The organism is Cellulosimicrobium sp. 22598, assembly GCF_052044445.1.
Lineage (GTDB): Bacteria > Actinomycetota > Actinomycetes > Actinomycetales > Cellulomonadaceae > Cellulosimicrobium > Cellulosimicrobium cellulans_G.
The window spans coordinates 224635-241368 of record NZ_JBQEMZ010000001.1; the positions used below are offsets into that span (position 1 = coordinate 224635).

Below are 16734 nucleotides of genomic sequence, written 5' to 3' on the forward strand. Positions count from 1 at the left end.
TTCGCGGCGGTTAGCGCGAGCGACGAAGGGAGTCTCGGTCCGGTCACGGACCGTGCCGAGCGAGCCGACCTGCGGTGCCGGCGTCGGGCGTCAGCCGAGGGCCGGGGGCGCGTCCTCGCGCACCTCGGGATCGGGGATCCGTCGCATGCGCAGCGCGGCGACCACGCCGAGCAGTCCCGCGACGAGCGGCACGAGGAGCGCGACCTGGAGCGCGCGGGCCCGGACGTCGTCGTTGATGCGCAGGATCTCGTCCTGCACCTCGGGCGGCTCGTCGGCGAGCAGCTCGACGAGCTGGGCGTCGCTCATGATCTCGGCGTCGTCCTCGAGCACCGTCGCGACCTGCTGCTTGTCGTCCGGGGGCAGGACGGTGCTCGACTCGGCCTGTGCCGTGAACCCGGCGGCGAGCGACGCGAGCATCACCGCACCGGCGACGGCGAGGCCGAGCGAGAGCCCGAACGACCCCGCCGCCGAGCTGACGCCCGCGGCCTCGCTCGCGCGCTCCTCGGGGACGGGGGAGAGCGTGTACGCGTTGAGCTGCGACACGAGCAGCCCGAGCCCGGCGCCCGCGACGACGAGGGGCAGCGCCAGCCACCAGCCCGACGTCGCGCGCGGCACCACGAGGACGGCCGCCGCGATGCCGAGGACGAGCAGCGCGAACCCGGCGAGCACGCGCGTGGCCGGGCGGCGTCGGCCGGGTCGCTTGCCCGCGACCAGGGCCGCGGCGAACATCGTCAGCGACAGCGGCGCGAGCGAGAGGCCCGCCAGGAGCGCGTCGTAGCCGAGCGCCATCTGGAGGAAGATCGGCAGCGCGATCATCGCGCCGCCGAGCGCGACCTGTTGCAAGAGCTGCTGCGAGACCCCGACGCGGAACGCGGGGGAGCGGAACAGCCTCGGGTCGACGAGCGTCGTCCGCCCCGCCCGCGCGCGCCGCACGAGCCAGGCCGCCAGCCCCACGAGGCCCGCGGCACCGACGACCACGAACGCCCCGACCGCCTCGCCGCCCTCCTGCCAGACGAGGACGCCGAGGACGATGCCGCCCATCCCGACGACCGACAGGACGGTCCCCACGACGTCGACCGTGCGGTCGCCGGTGTACGGGACGTCGCGCACCAGCCGCACCCCCAGGAGCACCACCACGATGACCACGGCCTCGAGACCGAAGGCCACGCGCCACGACAGGGTCGTCGTGATGACGCCGCCCAGCAGCGGCCCGACGGCCGCCGCGATCGACGCCGCGGCCCCCACGAGCGCGTAGGCGGACTTGCGCGCGGCGCCGTCGAAGTTCCCGTGCACGAGCGACTGCATGGCCGGGAGCAGCAGCGCGGCGCCCAGGCCGCCGACGACCGACCAGAAGACCACGACGGCCACGAGGCTCTGGGCCATGGTCATCGCGACGGCGCCCGCCCCGTACGCGAGCAGCCCGACGACGTACGCGCGGCGGCGCCCGACGAGGTCGCCGACCTTGCTGCCCACGAGGATGAACGACGCGGAGACGAGCGCCTCGAGCGCGATCGCCGTCTGCACCCCGCTCACGGTCGTGTCCAGGTCGCGGACCACGGCCGAGATCGACACGTTCATGAACGACGTGTCGACGACCAGGACGAACATCGCCGCGGCGAGGAGCAGCGCGAGACGCCGGGCGGCCGCGGTCGGCCGGCCGGCGGTGTTCTCGGTGCTCTGCTCCACGTCGACCCCCGTCCGCCGTCCATGCTCACCGGCCGCGCCGTGCGCCCGCCTCACCCGCCGCGGGTGCTCCCGCTGCCCGGGCGCCGCGGCGTCCGCTCTGCCACCATCGGCCTATGGCTGCTGACGGGTGGCGCTCGCGCCACGTCGAGGTGGAGGGGCACGACGTGTTCGTGCGGATCGGCCCGGACGTGCCGGGCGCCGTCCCGATCGTGCACGTGCACGGGTTCGCGGTCTCCGGCACGTACCTGCTCCCGACCGCGGAGCGCCTCGCGCACCGGGCGACCGCCGTCGTGCCGGACCTGCCCGGCTACGGGCGCAGCGAGCGCTGGGGTCACACCCTCGGGATCCCGTCGCTCGCGTGGGCGCTGCTCTCGCTGCTCGACGCGCTCGAGCTCGAGCGGGTGATCCTCGTCGGCAACTCCATGGGCGGCCCGATCAGCCTGGAGGTCGCGCACTCCGCACCGGAGCGCGTCGCGGGGATCGTCCTCGCCTCGCCCGCCGGCGGCGTGCACAACCAGCCGTTCGCCCGCGCGCTCACCCAGCTCGCCCGGGACGCCGGCCGGGAGAGCCCGCGGATGGCGCGCATCGCCGTGCCCGACTACGCGCGCTTCGGTGCCGTCAACGCGCTGCACCTGTTCTCCGAGCTCGTCCGGTTCCCGTCGCTCGAACGCGTGATCCGCGTCCCGGTCCCCACCCTCGCCGTGATCGGCACGCGCGACCCGCTCATGCCGCCGCCCCGGCGCGTGCACGAGGTCGGCACGCTCGCGCCCCCGCACGTGACGATCGTGGCGATCGACGGCGCCGCCCACGCCATGAACTTCAGCCACCCCGGCGAGCTCGCCCACGTCGTCGAGAGCTGGCTCGACGGCCGTGAGATCACCGACGACCCCGACCAGCCGGGGGTCTCCCGCGTGCTCCAGATCGCCCAGGGCTCCGGCCCCGTGGTCTGACGGGAGCGTCTCGAGCGGCTGCGGACGCGGCGACCACCTGGGCGCACACGCGCGCCCGGCGCGGACGAACCGCGCGGGCGGTGGTCGTCGACCGAGGGAGCGGTGTCGAGGACCGGAAGGTCGAGCGAGCCGGCACGGGCCGATGAGTTCCGGTCGCCCGTCGGGTCGTTGCGGGTGACCTCGCCGGGCGGCCTGCGCCGACCGGCACCGACATCCGTGGAGGACACCATGACGACCACGACCAGCGGCCCCACCGTCTCCCTGCCCGGCCGACCACCCGTCGTCGACCTCGCCACCTGGCAGACCGCCCGGGACGAGCTCCTGGTCCGGGAGAAGGCGCACACCCGTGAGGGCGACGCCATCGCGGCGGCACGCCGGCGGCTCCCCATGGTGGAGATCGACGGCGCGGTGGAGGTCGTCGGCCCGGACGGGGCGGTCCCGTTCGTCGACCTGTTCCAGGGACGCGACGAGCTCGTGGTCTACCAGCACATGTGGCACGACGGCGCCCCGCACCAGGGACAGTGCGAGGGATGCACGTGGACGGCGTGGGCCCTGCGCGACGCCGTCTACCTCAACGCGCGCGGCGTCTCGTTCGCGATCCTCACCGTCGGCCGCTGGGAGGAGGTCGAGCCGTACGTCGAGTTCATGGGCTACACCCAGCCGTGGTACTCGGTGCGCGGGCTGGACGAGCCGGTCGGCGGCGAGATGGGCTACGTGAGCTGCTTCCTGCGCGACGGCGACCGCGTGTTCCTCACGTACCGCACGACGGGTCGCGGCAACGAGCCGACCAGCCCGCACTTCGCTCTCCTCGACATGACGCCCTACGGGCGCAGGGAGTCGTGGGAGGACACCCCCGACGGCTGGCCCGAGGGCGAGGGCGCGTGCTGGTACTGGCGCGCGGACGCCGACGGCGTCGCGGGCTGGGGCCCGACCACGCGCCCCGTGCCCCAGTGGACCCGTCCCGGTGCGACGCCGGAGGCCACGCTCGGCCGGAGCGGGCACCACCACTGAGGCGCGCAAGGGCGTGCTCGGCGGCGCCGGATCCCTCGTCCTGAAGCATCACGTGAAGGTTGGTGCGCGGGTGTGGCGAGCGCCACGGGCGCGCGGTGCGACTCCGGTCGATGTCGCGCACCAGATAGATGCATCATGTATCTATGCCTCGAACGACCAGCGGTTCTGCCACCGAGCAGGCCTATCGGCACGTGAAGTCCCTCGTCCTCGACGGGAGCCTGCCCGGCGGGTCCATGACGAGCGAGGGCGAGATCGCCGAGCAGCTCGGCGTGAGCCGCACGCCCGTGCGCGAGGCGTTCCTGCGGCTGGAGACCGAGGGGCTGCTGCGCCTCTACCCGAAGCGGGGCGCGCTCGTCGTCCCGGTCGCGCCCGGGGAGGCGGACGACGTCCTCGACGCGCGCCTGCTCGTCGAGACGCACGCGGCGCAGAACGTCGTCCGGCTCCCCGACACCGAGCTCGCCACGCTCGTCGCGCTGCTGCGCGACCTCGTCACCGCACAGGAGGCGGCGGTCGCCGACGGCGACGTCGCCGAGTACGCGACGCTCGACGCGCGCTTCCACCAGGAGATCGTCGCCGCGGGCGGCAACGCGCTCCTCACGACGTTCTCCGTGAGCCTGCGCGAGCGCCAGCAGCGCATGGTCGCGCACAGCGTCCGGTGGGACCCGCGCCGCGCCGCGACCTTCGTCGCCGGGCACCGCGCCCTCGTCGACGCGCTCGAGGTGCGCGACACCCGCACCTACAAGCGCCGCATCCAGCGCCACCTCGAGGACGCGAGGGCCGGTCTGTGAGCGCAGCGACCTCCGTGCCTGGGTCTGAGCGGACCGAGAACGAGACCGCCCCGTCCGGGCGCGGGGCGGGGACCGTCGTCGGGCCGCGGGCCTGGGTGGCGGTCGCCGCCGTCATGTTCGCCGTCGCCTGGGGCGGCAACGAGTTCACGCCGCTGCTCGTCATGTACCGGGAGGTGGGGCACTTCTCGGCCGTGACGGTCGACGCGCTGCTCGCCGCCTACGTGCTGGGCATCATCCCGGCGCTCCTGCTCGGCGGACCGCTGTCCGACCGGTACGGGCGCCGGCCCCTGCTGCTGCCCGCGGCGCCGATCGCGCTCGTCGGGTCGCTCGTGCTCGCTGCGGGGGAGTCGTCCGCGGCGCTGCTCGCCACCGGCCGCGTGCTCTGCGGCGTCGCGCTCGGGCTCGTCATGGCCGTCGGGACGACGTGGGTCAAGGAGCTCACCGACGCGGCGGCGGTCGCGTCCGGGGTGCCCGACGGCGGCTCCGGAGCCCGGCGCGCCGGCCTCGCCCTCACGCTGGGGTTCCTCGTCGGCGCCGGCGTCGCGGCGGTGCTCGCCCAGTGGGCGCCCTGGCCCACGCACACGGCCTACCTGCTGCACGCCGTGCTCGCCGTCGGCGCCGGGGTGTGGGTGCTCGGCGTGCCGGAGACGCGGGCAGCGCCCGACGGTGCGTCCCGCGGCCGGCTGCGGGACGACCTGCGCGTACCGGCCGTCGCGCACCGGCGGTTCCTGCGCGTCGTCGTGCCCGTGGCGCCCTGGGTGTTCGGGTGCGCGGGCAGCGCCTACGCCGTGCTGCCCGGGCTCGTGTCCGCGAGCGCCGGGAGCGCGCCCATCGCGTTCTCCGGCCTCATGACCGTGCTCGGCCTCGGCTGCGGCGTCGGGATCCAGGTGCTCGGGCGCCTCATCGACACCCGCCGCAGCGCGCGGGCGTCCGTCGTCGCGATGTCGATCGTCGTCGTCGGCATGGGCTTCGGCGCCTACGCCGCGGCCCGGCTCGACCTCCCGACGGCGCTCGTCGCCGCCGCCGTGCTCGGCGCCGGGTACGGGCTCGCGCTCGTCGCCGGGCTCAGCGAGGTCCAGCGCATCGCGACACCCGACGACCTCGCCGGCCTCACGGCGGTCTACTACTCGATCACCTACGTCGGGTTCTGCGTGCCCGTGGCGCTCGCGGCGCTGTCCGTGCGGTGGACGTACACGCAGATGTTCCTCGGCGGACTGGTCATCGCCGCCGTCTGCCTGGCGATCGTCGCCAGCGCGTGGCGCGCCCACCTGCCGACGGGGGAGCGGGACGTCGCCCCGGGTGCTGCCGACGAGACCGACCGCACAGCCCCGACCGGGGCAAACGGTGCGCTGACGGCGTCGCGGATGGGGTAGAGTATCCGAGGCTTCACGGGGCCGGGACACGCGATGTTAGGTCGAGTGTTACGCCTGGTGATCCAGCCACGGGCTGTGGCGCAGCTTGGTAGCGCACCTGACTGGGGGTCAGGGGGTCGCAGGTTCAAATCCTGTCAGCCCGACATCGAGAGGGATCGGCTTCGGCCGGTCCCTCTCCGTGTTTGCGCACCGTCGCGCATCCCCTCCAGCCGTGAGAGATTCGCATCCGTGTGGCGTCAACGAGGGGGAGGGCCGTGACCGGTTGGACGAGGACGACGCACGACTGGTCGGCGTCGGTCGACCACGAGCACCTCGCAGACGTGCGGCGTCGCGCGCACGAGCTGGCACCGGGCGGTGTGGAGCACCTGGTGCTGGAGGTGCTGGCGTATGCCGCGGAGGAGGCCGAGGACCGTGGCGGGGGCTCCGCGGTCGTGGCCACGCTGCCGGACGACGCGGGCCGGTTCGTCAAGAAGCCGGTGATGGCGACGCGGGACCTGCGGTTCTTCGACGCGACGCAGCCGCCGGTGCTGCCGGACGGGCGTGCGCGACGCGGGATGTCCGTCGTGAGCGCGCTCAGCGCCGAGCTGGTGCACACGAACCGCCGGCTGAACGGTTCGTGGACCCAGCGCTACGCGCGGGGCGTCCCGGTCACGGACCTGGTCCCGGTCGCCGACGACGGCTCGACGGGGACGACGGTGCGCTTCGAGGTCGACTCCGCGCTGGGACTGGCGACGCACGTCGACGTCGAGCGGCTGCGCGAGCGCGTCACGGCGTGCGCGTCGCAGGGTCTGTCGGTCCGCGTGATCGGCTGACGCGCTCGGCCGCGCTCAGGAATCCGCTGCCGAACCCTTGACTCTGCCCCGAACCTCGGGTGGAGTCGGTCCTGTAACTCGTACAGCGGTGTTCGACTACGGAGGGCGACATGCCCGGAGAACCCACCCAGCAGCAGACCCGGCGCGCCGACGCGCGCCGGAACGTCGAGGCGATCCTCGACGCGGCGGCCGTGTGCCTGAGCCGTGACCCCGACGCGAGCGTCGCCGAGATCGCACGGTCCGCGGGAGTCGGCAGGGTCACGCTCTACGGCCACTTCGCGAACCGGGCGGTGCTCGTCGACGCGGTCGTCGCGCGCGCGATCGAGGAGGGTGACGCGGCGCTCGACGCCGTCGACCTGACCGGCGACCCGCGCGACGCGCTGGTGCGCCTCGTCCGACAGAGCTGGCTGACGATCGTGCAGGTCGGCTCGCTCCTCACCGCGGCGACGGAGGCGCTCGGGCCCGAGCGGGTGCTCGCGCTGCACGCGCGGCCGGCGTCCCGGGTCGAGCGGCTCGTCGAGCGGGGTCGCGCGGACGGGGTGTTCCGGGCCGACCTGCCGACATCCTGGTTGGTCGGCACCCTGCACCGGGTGATGCACGGCGCCGCGGAGGAGATCGACGCGGGCCGGCTCGCGCCCGACGGCGCGGCGACGACCATCACCGCGACGGTCCTCGCCGCCTTCACCCCGCCCGGCACGCCGGTGCCCGCGGTTCCGGACGAGGTGGCGCGATGACCGCCGCGGACCGTACCCCCGCGCGCACCGCGGGGCGCGCTCTCGCCCGGCCCGCCGCGTGGTGGCCCGTCGTCACGGGTGCGCTCTTCGGCGGCGCGCTTGCCGTGGCCGCGTGGGTCGGTTTCTCCGACACCGCGCAGTCCTCGCTCGTCCTGACCGCCGCCGCGTTCGTCTACCTCGGCGCGGCCGCGCTCGGTCGCCGCGACGCCGCGTGGCCGTTGTTCGGGCTCACGTTCGTGCTCATCGGTGTCGGCTTCGCTCTCCCCGGATTCGACCCGTTCTGGGCGATGCTCGGCGTCGTCGTCGTGCTGGCGGTCTACGGCCTCGCGCGCGGGGCGGCCCGCCCGGCGTGGGGGCTGCCGTTGCAGGCCGCGGCGATGGCCGTCGTCGTGGGCGTCGCGGTCGCCGTCGCCCTCCTCGGTCAGCCGTGGGCCGGGCTGCTCGTCGGCGCGGGGCTCCTCGCCCATGCGGCATGGGACGTGCACCACCTGCGCACGGGCCGCGTCGTCTCCGCGTCCCTCGCGGCGTTCTGCTGCGCGCTCGACGCCGTCCTCGGGGCGGCGGTCGTCGTGCTCGCCCTCGCCACCTGAGGCCGGGACGCCGCCTGCACCGTCCGCACGGGTTGGCGGTCCCGCCTACGCTCAGGGCATGCCGACCGTCCTCCTCGTCCGTCATGGCCGCACCACCGCGAACGCCGGGGGGATCCTCGCCGGGCGGTCTGCCGGGGTCCGGCTGGACGCGGTCGGTCGCGACCAGGCGGCACGCACGGCCGAGCGCGTCGCGGGAGTGCCGCTCGCGCGCGTCGTGACGAGCCCGCTGGAGCGGTGCCGGCAGACGGCGCAGGCCCTGCTCGACCGCCAGGCGGCCACGCCGGAGTCCGTCACCGAGCAGGGCATCACCGAGTGCGACTACGGCCAGTGGCAGGGTCGCGCGCTGAAGGACCTGGCCACGGAGCCGCTGTGGTCCGTCGTGCAGACGCAGCCGTCGGCGGCCGTGTTCCCGGGCGGGGAGTCGCTCGCGGCGATGCAGGCGCGGGGCGTCGAGGCCGTCCGTCGGCACGACGCCGAGGTCGCCGCGCGTCACGGGGCGGACGCCGTGTGGGCCGCGGTGTCGCACGGGGACGTCATCAAGTCCGTGCTCGCCGACGCGCTCGGGACGCACCTGGACCTGTTCCAGCGGATCGTCGTCGGGCCGGCGTCGATCTCGATCGTCCGGTACGGGCCGCACCGCCCGGAGGTGGTGGCCGTGAACACCGACTCCGGCGACCTCTCGTGGCTCGCCACGGCGGCGCCGGTCGGCGACGCGCCGGTCGGGGGCGGCGCGGGCCCGGCGCGGCACGACGGCGCGAGCGAGCCGCAGCCGTCCTGACATCCGACCCGCGGCCACCCGGCGGGTCGCGCGCGGGCGCTCGTAGAGTGGGGTCATGCCCCCTCTCGTCCACGAGCACGACTGGCCCGACCGCGTCGTCGTGGGAACCGTCGGGATGCCCGGCTCCCGCACCTTCTACCTCCAGGCCCGGACGGGCACCCGCACGACGAGCGTCGCCCTGGAGAAGGAGCAGTCCGCCGTCCTCGCGGACACCATCCAGCGCCTGCTCGACGAGCTGATGGAGGCGCCCGACAACCGGTACAGCGTCCCCGTCGACGTGGCGGCCGAGCTCGTCGACGACGACCCGCTGGACCTCCCCGTCGAGGAGGAGTTCCGCACCGGGTCGATGCGGCTGAGCTGGGACCCCCGGACGGCGCAGGTCGTCGTCGAGGCGTTCCCGCTCGTCGACGACGACGAGCTCGATCCCGACGCGGACGAGCCCGAGCCCGCCGAGTCGTTCCTCATCCGCATGCCCGTCGGGACGGCGCGCGCCTTCGCCCAGCGCACGCGCGCCGTCGTGCAGGCCGGGCGACCGGCGTGCCCGCGCTGCGGTCGGCCCGTCGACCCGGACGGGCACGAGTGCGCGCTGCCCGACGAGGCGTGACGTCCCCGCACGACGGCGTCGACACGACGCCGTTCGACGCGATGCCGCCCGACACGACGCCGCTCGACACCGCGCCGCTCGAGGTCGTCGGACGCATCCGTGCCGCGTCGAACGCGACCTTCCTCGCCCGGGTCGGCGAGGTCTCGGTCGTGTACAAGCCGGTGGCGGGGGAGAAGCCGCTGTGGGACTTCCCGGACGGCACCCTCGCGGCCCGGGAGGTGGCCGCGTACCTCGTCTCGGAGTCGCTCGGCTGGGGGATCGTGCCGCGCACGTGGCTGCGCGACGGCCCGCTGGGTCCGGGCATGGTCCAGCTCTGGCAGGAGGTCGACGCGACGCAGTCGCCGGTCGACGTCGTCCCGACGGGCGACGTCCCGCCGGACGGCGTGCGGACGGTGCTCGAGGGCGTCGACGAGGAGGACCGCCCGGTGAGCGTGGTCCACGAGGACACACCCGCGCTGCGGCGCATGGCCGTGTTCGACGCGGTCGTGAACAACGCGGACCGCAAGGGCGGGCACGTGCTGCCGCTGCCCGACGGGCGGCGCCTCGGCGTCGACCACGGCGTCACCTTCCACGTCGAGCCCAAGCTGCGGACGGTGCTCTGGGGCTGGCTCGGCGAGCGCCTCGACGCCGACGAGCTCGCGGGCGTGGAGCGCGTGCGCGCGAGCCTCGGCACGGGCGGCGGCGCCGACCCCGACGGTGCTCTCGGCCGCCGGCTCGCGGAGCTCCTCGCGCCCGACGAGGTGACCGCGCTCGCCGAGCGCTGCGACCGCCTGCTCGGGGCGGCACGGTTCCCGGCGCCGTCGGGCGGCATGCCCGCCGTCCCGTGGCCGCTCTTCTGACCTCCCGATCGCACGCGCCCGACGTCCCGCGGCTCAGCGGCCGTGCGGGTCCGAGGCGTTGAGCACGCGCACGACCTCGTCGTAGTCGCCCCGGGCCTCGCCGTACCGGAGGAACTTCACGCGCTCCACGAGGATCTCGTGCGCGTCGGGCTGCGTGCGCAGCAGCTCGACGACCTCGGCGACGAACTCGTCGAGCGGCATGGCGAACGCGCTCTCGCGCTGGCCGGGCATGAGGTCGGTCGCCACCGACGGGGGGACGAGCTCGACGACGTCGACGCTCGTGTCCGCGAGCTGGAGCCGCAGCGCCTCGCTGAGCATGTGGATCGCGGCCTTGGACGCGTCGTACGTCGGCGTGACCGCGAGCGGGGCGAACGCCAGCCCGGACGACACGGTGACGATGGTCGCGCGCGGCCGGGTCTGCAGGTGCTCGACGAACGCGCCGATGAGACGGATCGGCCCGAGCACGTTCGTCGTGACGATCTCCTCGGCGGTGTCGAGGAACCCCTCGGGGTGGTGCCAGTCCTCGGCGCGCATGATGCCCGCCATGGCGACGAGCGTGTCGAGGTCGGGGTGCCGCTCGAGCACCTCCTTCGCGGCGGAGGCGATGCTCTCCGGGTCGGTCGTGTCGACGCGCACGGTGTCGATGCCGGGGTGCTCGGCCGCGATCTGCTCCAGCAGCGCGGTGCGGCGGCCGCCGACGACGACGGTGCTGCCCTGCTCGTGGAGCGCGACGGCGAGCGCCAGGCCGATGCCGCTCGTCGCGCCGGGGATGAAGACGGTGCTGTTCGTGAGGTCCATGCCTCGATCCTGGGCGCGCGGCGACGCGCGCGGCAGAGTCCGGTGAACGGGGGACCGGCGATCCCTGGCACGCGCGCCGCGCGCCCCGGACGATGGGACGCATGGACCGCGCCGCGCTCGCCGACTTCCTCCGCCGCCACCGGGAGGCTCTGCAGCCGGGCGACGTCGGCCTCCCGCCGGGGCTGCGCCGTCGGGCACCGGGGCTGCGCCGCGAGGAGGTCGCGCAGCTCGCGCTCATGTCGACGGACTACTACACGCGCCTGGAGCAGCAGCGCGGCCCGCAGCCCAGCACCCAGATGCTCGCGTCGATTGCGCGAGCGCTGCGCCTGTCCGACGACGAGCGCGACTACCTCTTCCGGGTCGCCGGGCACGGGGTCCCCGACCGGGCGACCGACCCCGGCCACGTGGCGCCCGCGCTGCAGCGCGTGCTCGACCGGCTGGGCGACACCCCGGCGCTGATCCTGAACCCCCTCGGCGAGACGCTCGCGCAGAACGACCTGGCCCGTGCGCTCTACGGCGACGCGACGGCGTACACGGGGTGGGACCGCAGCGAGATCTACCGGTGGTTCGCTCACCCGGAGACGGCGCGCACGATCTATCCCGAGGACGACAGGGAACGCCAGGGGCGCGCGCTCGTGGCGAGCCTGCGCTCGGCGGTCGCGGTGCTCGGCCGGAACTCGCGTGCCGGGCGGCTGGTGCGCGAGCTGCGACGCACGAGCCCTGAGTTCGCCGAGCTCTGGGAGCGGCAGGAGGTCGCGCGACGCTTCGTCGACCACAAGGTCCTCGTGCACCCGGTCGTGGGGGAGATCGAGGTCGACTGCCAGGCGTTGCTGACGGAGGACCAGCAGCAGGTGCTGCTCGTGCTGACGGCGGCACCGGGCACGGAGGCAGTGGATCGGATCCGCCTGCTCGGCGTGCTGGGCACGCAGGACCTCGCCGCGGGTTCGACACCGAGCGCCACGACACTCAGACCTTGACAGCACCTCTGACGCCGTCGCGCCTGTCCGGCCGCACGCCCGGAACCGTCGACGGACGACCGTCCGGGAAGAGCCTCGCCGCGATCGCTCCCTGGGACGGCGCCTTGTCGGGGTATGCCGGGGAGGGGACCTTGCTGATCTCATGGATCGTCAGGAAGTCGCCGGGAGCGCGGTCGGCGAAGGCGAAGTCGATGTGCGCCGCGATATCGCCACGCGCTGTGCGCACCGGTCGTGCCGATTCCGAGGGATCGACTCCTGCGATGGCCAGCTCGTCTGCCGACGCCCGCTCGGTCGTCGCGAGGTCGGGCGTGACCGTGTCGCTGATCGGCGGCGGCGCGGGCCAGATCTCACAGGCCGCACGCGTGAGCGTCCGCCCGCGCTCCTCGATCTCCTCGACGTCCCAGACCACGGGAAGGGTCCGGTTCAGCGTGAGAGCCGAGTAGCGCATGAGGTGCTGACGCTTTGCGGCCCACGAGCCGTTCGACATCGAGCTGTTGAGGGGCCCGGTCACCAGGGTCAGGTTGCCCAGCGTGTGGAGCAGGCCGTCCCGTCGCTCGCTCACCGTGCGAACGGCGTCGTCGCCCTGCTCGTCGGGGAGGGGCCAGCTGGAGCGCCAGGCCTGAGGAAGAAGATGCTCGACCGACAGCTTGGTACCGGGGGGACGAGCCTCGGTGTACCGCGTCGTCAGCGCGTCTTCGAGCGCCTCGAGCAGCAGTCGGAGCTGTTCGCGCTTGAGTCGCTTGAAGAGCGTACGAGTCGGCAGCTCTTGCTCTAGATCGTGGTCTCGCGGCCAATACCCGGAACCGGAACCCAGCCCCGCCAGGTGCTCCTGGATCACGGCGTCGACAGGGCGTTCGCCGGAGCTGACCCGACGTAGGGCCTCGAGGAAGATCCTGTTGTAGTTGGACGACGACCAGCCGCAGATGGCTCGGCGGACGATGAACGACTCGATCACCGCGATGGCGCGCTCTCGCTCTGCGCCTCCGGTGTTCTTGAAAAGCCAGAGCAGCAGGGGCGTCGCCGTGGTCGTGTCGGCGATCCGCAGGCGTCTCAGCGCTAGCTGCTCCTGTGCGGTGCCGATCACGGTGGCCTCCGTCTCGAGGTAGATGCTCGAGTACGCGCGGATCACGTCGAGGAGTTCGACGGCCCGGCCAGCGTCACCGCCGACATACGTCCGCACGGTCGAGAAGAGGTCGTGCGAGAGGACTTCCTGCTGCAGGTGGGCGGTCAGGACGTAGTTCATGAAGACGTCAAGACGCTTGCGCACGAGTCTGCCCTGACGGACGTCCTCGTCCCAGACGCGCTCTTCGAGTGGGCGCCAGTACGTGGCGTACAGGTCTTCCACCGGACGACCCGCGCTCTCGAGCGTGCGAAAGATGTGGTTCTTGATGAGGTCTGCCGCGAGGAGCGGCGTCCCACGGGCGTTGAGAGTCTCGAAGATGACCTGAGCGTCGTCGTCCGCGGTGAGGTCGATGACGACCATGACAAGGCCGTCGGTGATCACGTCGGCGAGGCGAGCGAGTGCTTCCCCCGGCGTTCTCCCCGTACGGTCGAGGTGCTCCGCGACGTGGTCGCGAAACCACGTGTACGCCTGGACCGGGCGAGAGAGCGACTGGGCGTACGGTGTCTCGACGTGATCGCCGGAGAGCACGCTCCTGAACGCGGAGCGGTCCCTGTTGGTGGGCCAGAGCTTGAACTCCTCGTCGGGGCGCTCCACGAAGTCCTGGTCGTTCTCCACCAGTCTGGTCAGTCGCCGGGCGAGCCGAGTGTCCCCGTACCGGTGCTCGGCAAGGTCTCGGACGGCAGTGATGAAAAGCTGCAGCGTCGTCAGACGCTGCTGCCCGTCGATGATCTCCCGGAGGTCCAGGCTGCCGAGACTGGCGGGCTTCTGCTGGAGGACGACGGCGCCCAGGAAGTGGGGCGTGAGATCCCCGAGCTCGAACCGGCGTTGTGTCTGCTGGACGTCCTGCCAGAGCGGGAGCCACTGGTCGGCGACGTTCCACACGTACTGGCGCTGGAAGAGCGGCACCGTCAGGCGGACGTCGGATCGGAAGACGGACTTGAGCGGACGAGGATGAGCTTCCACGGTCGACCTCCAGGCAGCGGCCCTCGCGCCTTGCGGGACCGCTGGCATGGTGCCACACGACGCGCTCACCTGCGGGCGGGCCCGATCGCCGGCGCCCGTGAGCGGCAGGCACGCCCACGGCGCGGGCGCGCCCGCGAGTCGTCGCATCCGTCGTTGCCCTCCGGCCGGTCAGCCGGGCCTGGCTGACCGGGCAGTCATGAGCCCTCGTCGCGACCGTCCGGCATTCACCCGAGCCGTGCGGCAACGGTCGCGCACGCCGCGACGAGCTCGCCCGGGCCGGCGGCGAGGACGTCGGCGTCGAACGCCGCGACGCGGGCGGCGAGCGCGACCCACGACCACGAGCCCAGGACGACCCGGCACCGGTCCGGGCCGAGCGCCTCGACCGTGCCGTCCTCGACGAACGGCGCGACGGCGGGCGCGGGCGCGGCGAGCTCGACCCACCCCTTGCACGACCAGCCCGGGGCGGGCGCCCGCCCGGAGCCGGCGAACCGGGCCGCGACGAACGCGCCGGCGTCCCCGCCCGGCACCTCGCGGGGCGTGAAGCGCGGCCCGGTCGGGACGCGCGGCGTCGTCCGGTCGAGGCGGAACGTGCGCCAGTCGTCACGGTCGAGGTCCCACGCGAGGAGGTACCAGCGCCCGTCGCGCACGACGACGTGGTGCGGCTCCACGCGGCGCGGCGCCGCGGGCGCAGCAGCCTGGCCGTCGTGCTCACCCGTAGGGCCCGGCGCCGCGTAGTCGAGGCGCAGCACCTCGCGTCGGCGCACCGCGGTGCTCACCGCGAGCAGCACGTCGAGGTCGACGGCGGGCGTGGAGCGGCCGGGCCCCGCGGGCACCGGCACGACGTCGACCGCGTCGACCCGGTGGCGCAGCCGCGCGGGCAGCACCTGGCGCACGGTCGCGAGCGCCCGCACCGACGCCTCCGCGATCGCGTCCCCGGACCCGCTCGTCGCGACGGTCCGCAGCGCCACCGCCAGCGCCACGACCTGCGCGTCGTCGAACAGCAGGGGCGGGAGCTCCGCGCCCGCGTCGAGGCGGTACCCGCCGTCGCGCCCGCGGGTCGCGACGACGCGGTAACCGAGGTCGCGGAGGCGCTCGACGTCGCGGCGCACGGTCCGAGGGTCGACGCCGAGCCGGTGCGCGAGCTCGGGGCCGGTCCGGTCCGGGCGCGCCTGGAGGAGCGAGAGCAGGAGGAGGGTCCGGCGCGACGTCTCGGTCATGCCCCCATGCTCGCGCACCATGCGGACGCTATCCGCCCGCATTGGCCGGAAGAGTCGTCGTCATGAGCCCGGGCGGCGAGCCCGGGGAGCTCGGGCGCCGCGACCCGCGACCCCGACGACCGACCCGAAGGAGACACCATGTCCGTCCAGACGACCCCGCACCTCAACTTCCGCGGCGACGCCCGCGCCGCGCTCGAGCACTACCGCTCGGTGTTCGGCGGCGACCTCGTCCTCACCACGTACGGCGACCTGGGCCAGGCGCCGGACCCGGGCGAGGCCGACCTCGTCGTCTGGGGCCAGGTCAGCGCGCCGAGCGGGTTCCGCGTCATGGCGTACGACGTCCCGGCGGGACGCCCCTGGAGCCCGGGCGAGGCACCGTTCTTCGTCTCCGTGCGTGGCGACGACGTCGAGGAGGTCCGCGGCTACTGGGACGCGCTCGTGGACGGGGCGACCGTCGTCGCGCCCCTGGCGTCGTCCGACTGGGCGCCCGCGTACGGGATGCTCACCGACCGGTTCGGCGTGACCTGGGTGCTCGACGTCGCGGCGAGCCGCTGACCCGGGGCCGGGGCGCCCCTCGCCCGGGCGCTCCGGCCGCAGCCGCGGCGTGGCGCGCCGCGTGCACGCGTCGTGGCGGACGGCGGCGGATCGTGTCCGGTTCTGCCGTCGTCAGTCCCAGGCGGCCGTCGCGGGGTCCACGCCGCAGGAGCGTGCGTTCGCCTCGACCGCGGCGCGGAGCCACGTGGCCAGGCCGGGCGCCAGACCGTCGTAGTGCGCCCGGAAACCCTCGTCCTCGACGAACCGCCGGGCCAGGCACACGTGCCGGGCCGGGGGGCAGTCGAAGTGCGCGCCGATCGAGGCGCGATGACGCTCGGCCAGGGCCAGACCCTGCGCGGACGTCGGCTCGACGCCGTCCCGGCACGCGGCGGCGAGGTCGGCCTCGAGCGTGGCGACGGTGTCGGCGAGGTCCTGCCAGTCGTCGAGCGACCGCTCGGCGGACCGCTCCGCGTACTGCGCCCACTGCGGGGTGTCTCCCCAGCGCTCGCGCGCCTCGGCGGGCCACGCCGGGTCCCACGTCTCGCCGAACAGCGCGACCTGCTCCGCCGGGGTCAGGAGCAGGCCGCGCTCCCGGGCGTCGAGGAGCCGGTCGAGCGCGTGCGCCGTCCGCTCCATGCGCGCGATGCGCTCGCCGAGCAGCGCGCGGTGGCGGCGCAGGGCATCGACGGCGTCGTCCCCGGGCGCGTCGAGCAGCTCGGGGATGTCCTCGAGCGCGACGTCGAGCTCGCGGTACGCCGCGACCCGGCGCAGGCGCGCGACGTCGGTCGGCGCGTACAGCCGGTAGCCCGCCGAGGTGCGCGCCGACGGGCGGACGAGCCCGACGGCGTCCCAGTGGTGCAGCGTCCGCACGGTGACACCGACCGCGGCCGCCGCGTCGCCGACGGTGAGCGCGTCGCCGACGCGACGAGGCCGGGGGTCCGAGGTCACGCGTCCCAG

General features: G+C 74.4%; 17 protein-coding genes and 1 tRNA gene. 13 read left to right on the plus strand and 5 right to left on the minus strand.

What is annotated here, in order from left to right; genetic code table 11:
- Positions 1-90 precede the first annotated feature (90 nt).
- Positions 91-1608, minus strand: coding sequence for an MFS transporter (locus ACTJIY_RS00970; protein WP_440673209.1), 1518 nt, complete (start codon positions 1606-1608; stop codon positions 91-93).
- Positions 1609-1799: 191 nt separating this feature from the next.
- On the opposite strand from ACTJIY_RS00970, the gene ACTJIY_RS00975 reads away from it, so the two are divergent.
- The 11 genes from ACTJIY_RS00975 to ACTJIY_RS01025 all read left to right on the plus strand — a co-directional run bounded on the left by ACTJIY_RS00975 (position 1800) and on the right by ACTJIY_RS01025 (position 10165).
- Positions 1800-2636: an alpha/beta fold hydrolase gene (locus tag ACTJIY_RS00975; RefSeq protein ID WP_253049619.1), complete on the plus strand. Its 837-nt coding sequence runs from the start codon at positions 1800-1802 to the stop codon at positions 2634-2636.
- 228 nt (positions 2637-2864) lie between these two features.
- Entirely contained in the window at positions 2865-3647 is a 783-nt protein-coding gene (locus ACTJIY_RS00980) for a DUF899 family protein (RefSeq protein WP_253049616.1), read from the plus strand.
- A gap of 143 nt (positions 3648-3790) precedes the next feature.
- Positions 3791-4435 (plus strand): GntR family transcriptional regulator, encoded by a 645-nt coding sequence (locus ACTJIY_RS00985; RefSeq protein ID WP_290444584.1) that lies wholly within the window; start codon positions 3791-3793, stop codon positions 4433-4435.
- Positions 4432-5808 (plus strand): MFS transporter, encoded by a 1377-nt coding sequence (locus tag ACTJIY_RS00990; protein WP_440673099.1) that lies wholly within the window; start codon positions 4432-4434, stop codon positions 5806-5808. The genes ACTJIY_RS00985 and ACTJIY_RS00990 overlap by 4 nt, the downstream gene beginning before the upstream one ends.
- A 69-nt stretch (positions 5809-5877) precedes the next feature.
- A tRNA-Pro gene (locus tag ACTJIY_RS00995) sits at positions 5878-5951 on the plus strand.
- Positions 5952-6062: 111 nt separating this feature from the next.
- Complete coding sequence (locus ACTJIY_RS01000) at positions 6063-6620, plus strand: ATP-binding protein (RefSeq protein ID WP_440673098.1); 558 nt, start codon at positions 6063-6065, stop codon at positions 6618-6620.
- A gap of 110 nt (positions 6621-6730) precedes the next feature.
- A complete protein-coding gene (locus ACTJIY_RS01005) occupies positions 6731-7354 on the plus strand; it encodes a TetR/AcrR family transcriptional regulator (protein ID WP_440673097.1) in 624 nt (207 codons plus the stop codon).
- Positions 7351-7944, plus strand: coding sequence for a hypothetical protein (locus tag ACTJIY_RS01010; protein ID WP_440673096.1), 594 nt, complete (start codon positions 7351-7353; stop codon positions 7942-7944). Before ACTJIY_RS01005 ends, ACTJIY_RS01010 begins: the two co-directional genes overlap by 4 nt.
- A 58-nt stretch (positions 7945-8002) precedes the next feature.
- Positions 8003-8722, plus strand: coding sequence for a histidine phosphatase family protein (locus ACTJIY_RS01015; protein ID WP_253049573.1), 720 nt, complete (start codon positions 8003-8005; stop codon positions 8720-8722).
- A 55-nt stretch (positions 8723-8777) separates the two neighbouring features.
- Complete coding sequence (locus ACTJIY_RS01020; protein WP_253049571.1) at positions 8778-9326, plus strand: DUF3090 domain-containing protein; 549 nt, start codon at positions 8778-8780, stop codon at positions 9324-9326.
- Between the two features lie 41 nt (positions 9327-9367).
- A complete protein-coding gene (locus ACTJIY_RS01025) occupies positions 9368-10165 on the plus strand; it encodes an SCO1664 family protein (RefSeq protein ID WP_439157414.1) in 798 nt (265 codons plus the stop codon).
- 33 nt (positions 10166-10198) lie between these two features.
- Here ACTJIY_RS01025 and ACTJIY_RS01030 read toward each other — a convergent pair whose 3' ends face one another.
- Positions 10199-10963 (minus strand): SDR family oxidoreductase, encoded by a 765-nt coding sequence (locus ACTJIY_RS01030; RefSeq protein ID WP_440673095.1) that lies wholly within the window; start codon positions 10961-10963, stop codon positions 10199-10201.
- Between the two features lie 101 nt (positions 10964-11064).
- On the opposite strand from ACTJIY_RS01030, the gene ACTJIY_RS01035 reads away from it, so the two are divergent.
- On the plus strand, positions 11065-11940 hold the full coding sequence (locus ACTJIY_RS01035; RefSeq protein ID WP_440673094.1) for a helix-turn-helix transcriptional regulator: 876 nt from the start codon (positions 11065-11067) through the stop codon (positions 11938-11940).
- Here the strand turns inward: ACTJIY_RS01035 and ACTJIY_RS01040 are convergent.
- Together ACTJIY_RS01040 and ACTJIY_RS01045 are read right to left on the minus strand one after the other, a co-directional pair.
- Positions 11930-14173, minus strand: a complete 2244-nt coding sequence (locus ACTJIY_RS01040) for a DUF262 domain-containing protein (RefSeq protein WP_440697214.1) — start codon at positions 14171-14173, stop codon at positions 11930-11932. The genes ACTJIY_RS01035 and ACTJIY_RS01040 overlap by 11 nt on opposite strands.
- A gap of 77 nt (positions 14174-14250) precedes the next feature.
- Positions 14251-15243, minus strand: coding sequence for a helix-turn-helix transcriptional regulator (locus ACTJIY_RS01045; protein ID WP_440673092.1), 993 nt, complete (start codon positions 15241-15243; stop codon positions 14251-14253).
- Between the two features lie 138 nt (positions 15244-15381).
- Here ACTJIY_RS01045 and ACTJIY_RS01050 point away from each other — a divergent pair, with 138 nt between their 5' ends.
- Positions 15382-15798 carry a VOC family protein gene (locus tag ACTJIY_RS01050; protein ID WP_253049561.1) on the plus strand — a complete coding sequence of 139 codons (417 nt, stop codon included), beginning with the start codon at positions 15382-15384 and terminating at the stop codon, positions 15796-15798.
- 111 nt (positions 15799-15909) lie between these two features.
- Here ACTJIY_RS01050 and ACTJIY_RS01055 read toward each other — a convergent pair whose 3' ends face one another.
- Entirely contained in the window at positions 15910-16725 is an 816-nt protein-coding gene (locus ACTJIY_RS01055; RefSeq protein WP_440673091.1) for a MerR family transcriptional regulator, read from the minus strand.
- Positions 16726-16734: the final 9 nt, after the last annotated feature.

Coding starts and splice junctions, on each gene's coding strand:
- ACTJIY_RS00985 (WP_290444584.1), top strand. CDS start 3,791: ATGCCTCGAACGACCAGCGGTTCTGCCACCGAGCAGGCCTATCGGCAC.
- ACTJIY_RS01045 (WP_440673092.1), bottom strand. CDS start 15,243: ATGACCGAGACGTCGCGCCGGACCCTCCTCCTGCTCTCGCTCCTCCAG.
- ACTJIY_RS01030 (WP_440673095.1), bottom strand. CDS start 10,963: ATGGACCTCACGAACAGCACCGTCTTCATCCCCGGCGCGACGAGCGGC.
- ACTJIY_RS01020 (WP_253049571.1), top strand. CDS start 8,778: ATGCCCCCTCTCGTCCACGAGCACGACTGGCCCGACCGCGTCGTCGTG.
- ACTJIY_RS00970 (WP_440673209.1), bottom strand. CDS start 1,608: ATGTTCGTCCTGGTCGTCGACACGTCGTTCATGAACGTGTCGATCTCG.
- ACTJIY_RS01010 (WP_440673096.1), top strand. CDS start 7,351: ATGACCGCCGCGGACCGTACCCCCGCGCGCACCGCGGGGCGCGCTCTC.
- ACTJIY_RS01050 (WP_253049561.1), top strand. CDS start 15,382: ATGTCCGTCCAGACGACCCCGCACCTCAACTTCCGCGGCGACGCCCGC.
- ACTJIY_RS01035 (WP_440673094.1), top strand. CDS start 11,065: ATGGACCGCGCCGCGCTCGCCGACTTCCTCCGCCGCCACCGGGAGGCT.
- ACTJIY_RS00980 (WP_253049616.1), top strand. CDS start 2,865: ATGACGACCACGACCAGCGGCCCCACCGTCTCCCTGCCCGGCCGACCA.
- ACTJIY_RS00975 (WP_253049619.1), top strand. CDS start 1,800: ATGGCTGCTGACGGGTGGCGCTCGCGCCACGTCGAGGTGGAGGGGCAC.
- ACTJIY_RS01005 (WP_440673097.1), top strand. CDS start 6,731: ATGCCCGGAGAACCCACCCAGCAGCAGACCCGGCGCGCCGACGCGCGC.
- ACTJIY_RS01025 (WP_439157414.1), top strand. CDS start 9,368: ATGCCGCCCGACACGACGCCGCTCGACACCGCGCCGCTCGAGGTCGTC.
- ACTJIY_RS01040 (WP_440697214.1), bottom strand. CDS start 14,173: ATGCGACGACTCGCGGGCGCGCCCGCGCCGTGGGCGTGCCTGCCGCTC.
- ACTJIY_RS01015 (WP_253049573.1), top strand. CDS start 8,003: ATGCCGACCGTCCTCCTCGTCCGTCATGGCCGCACCACCGCGAACGCC.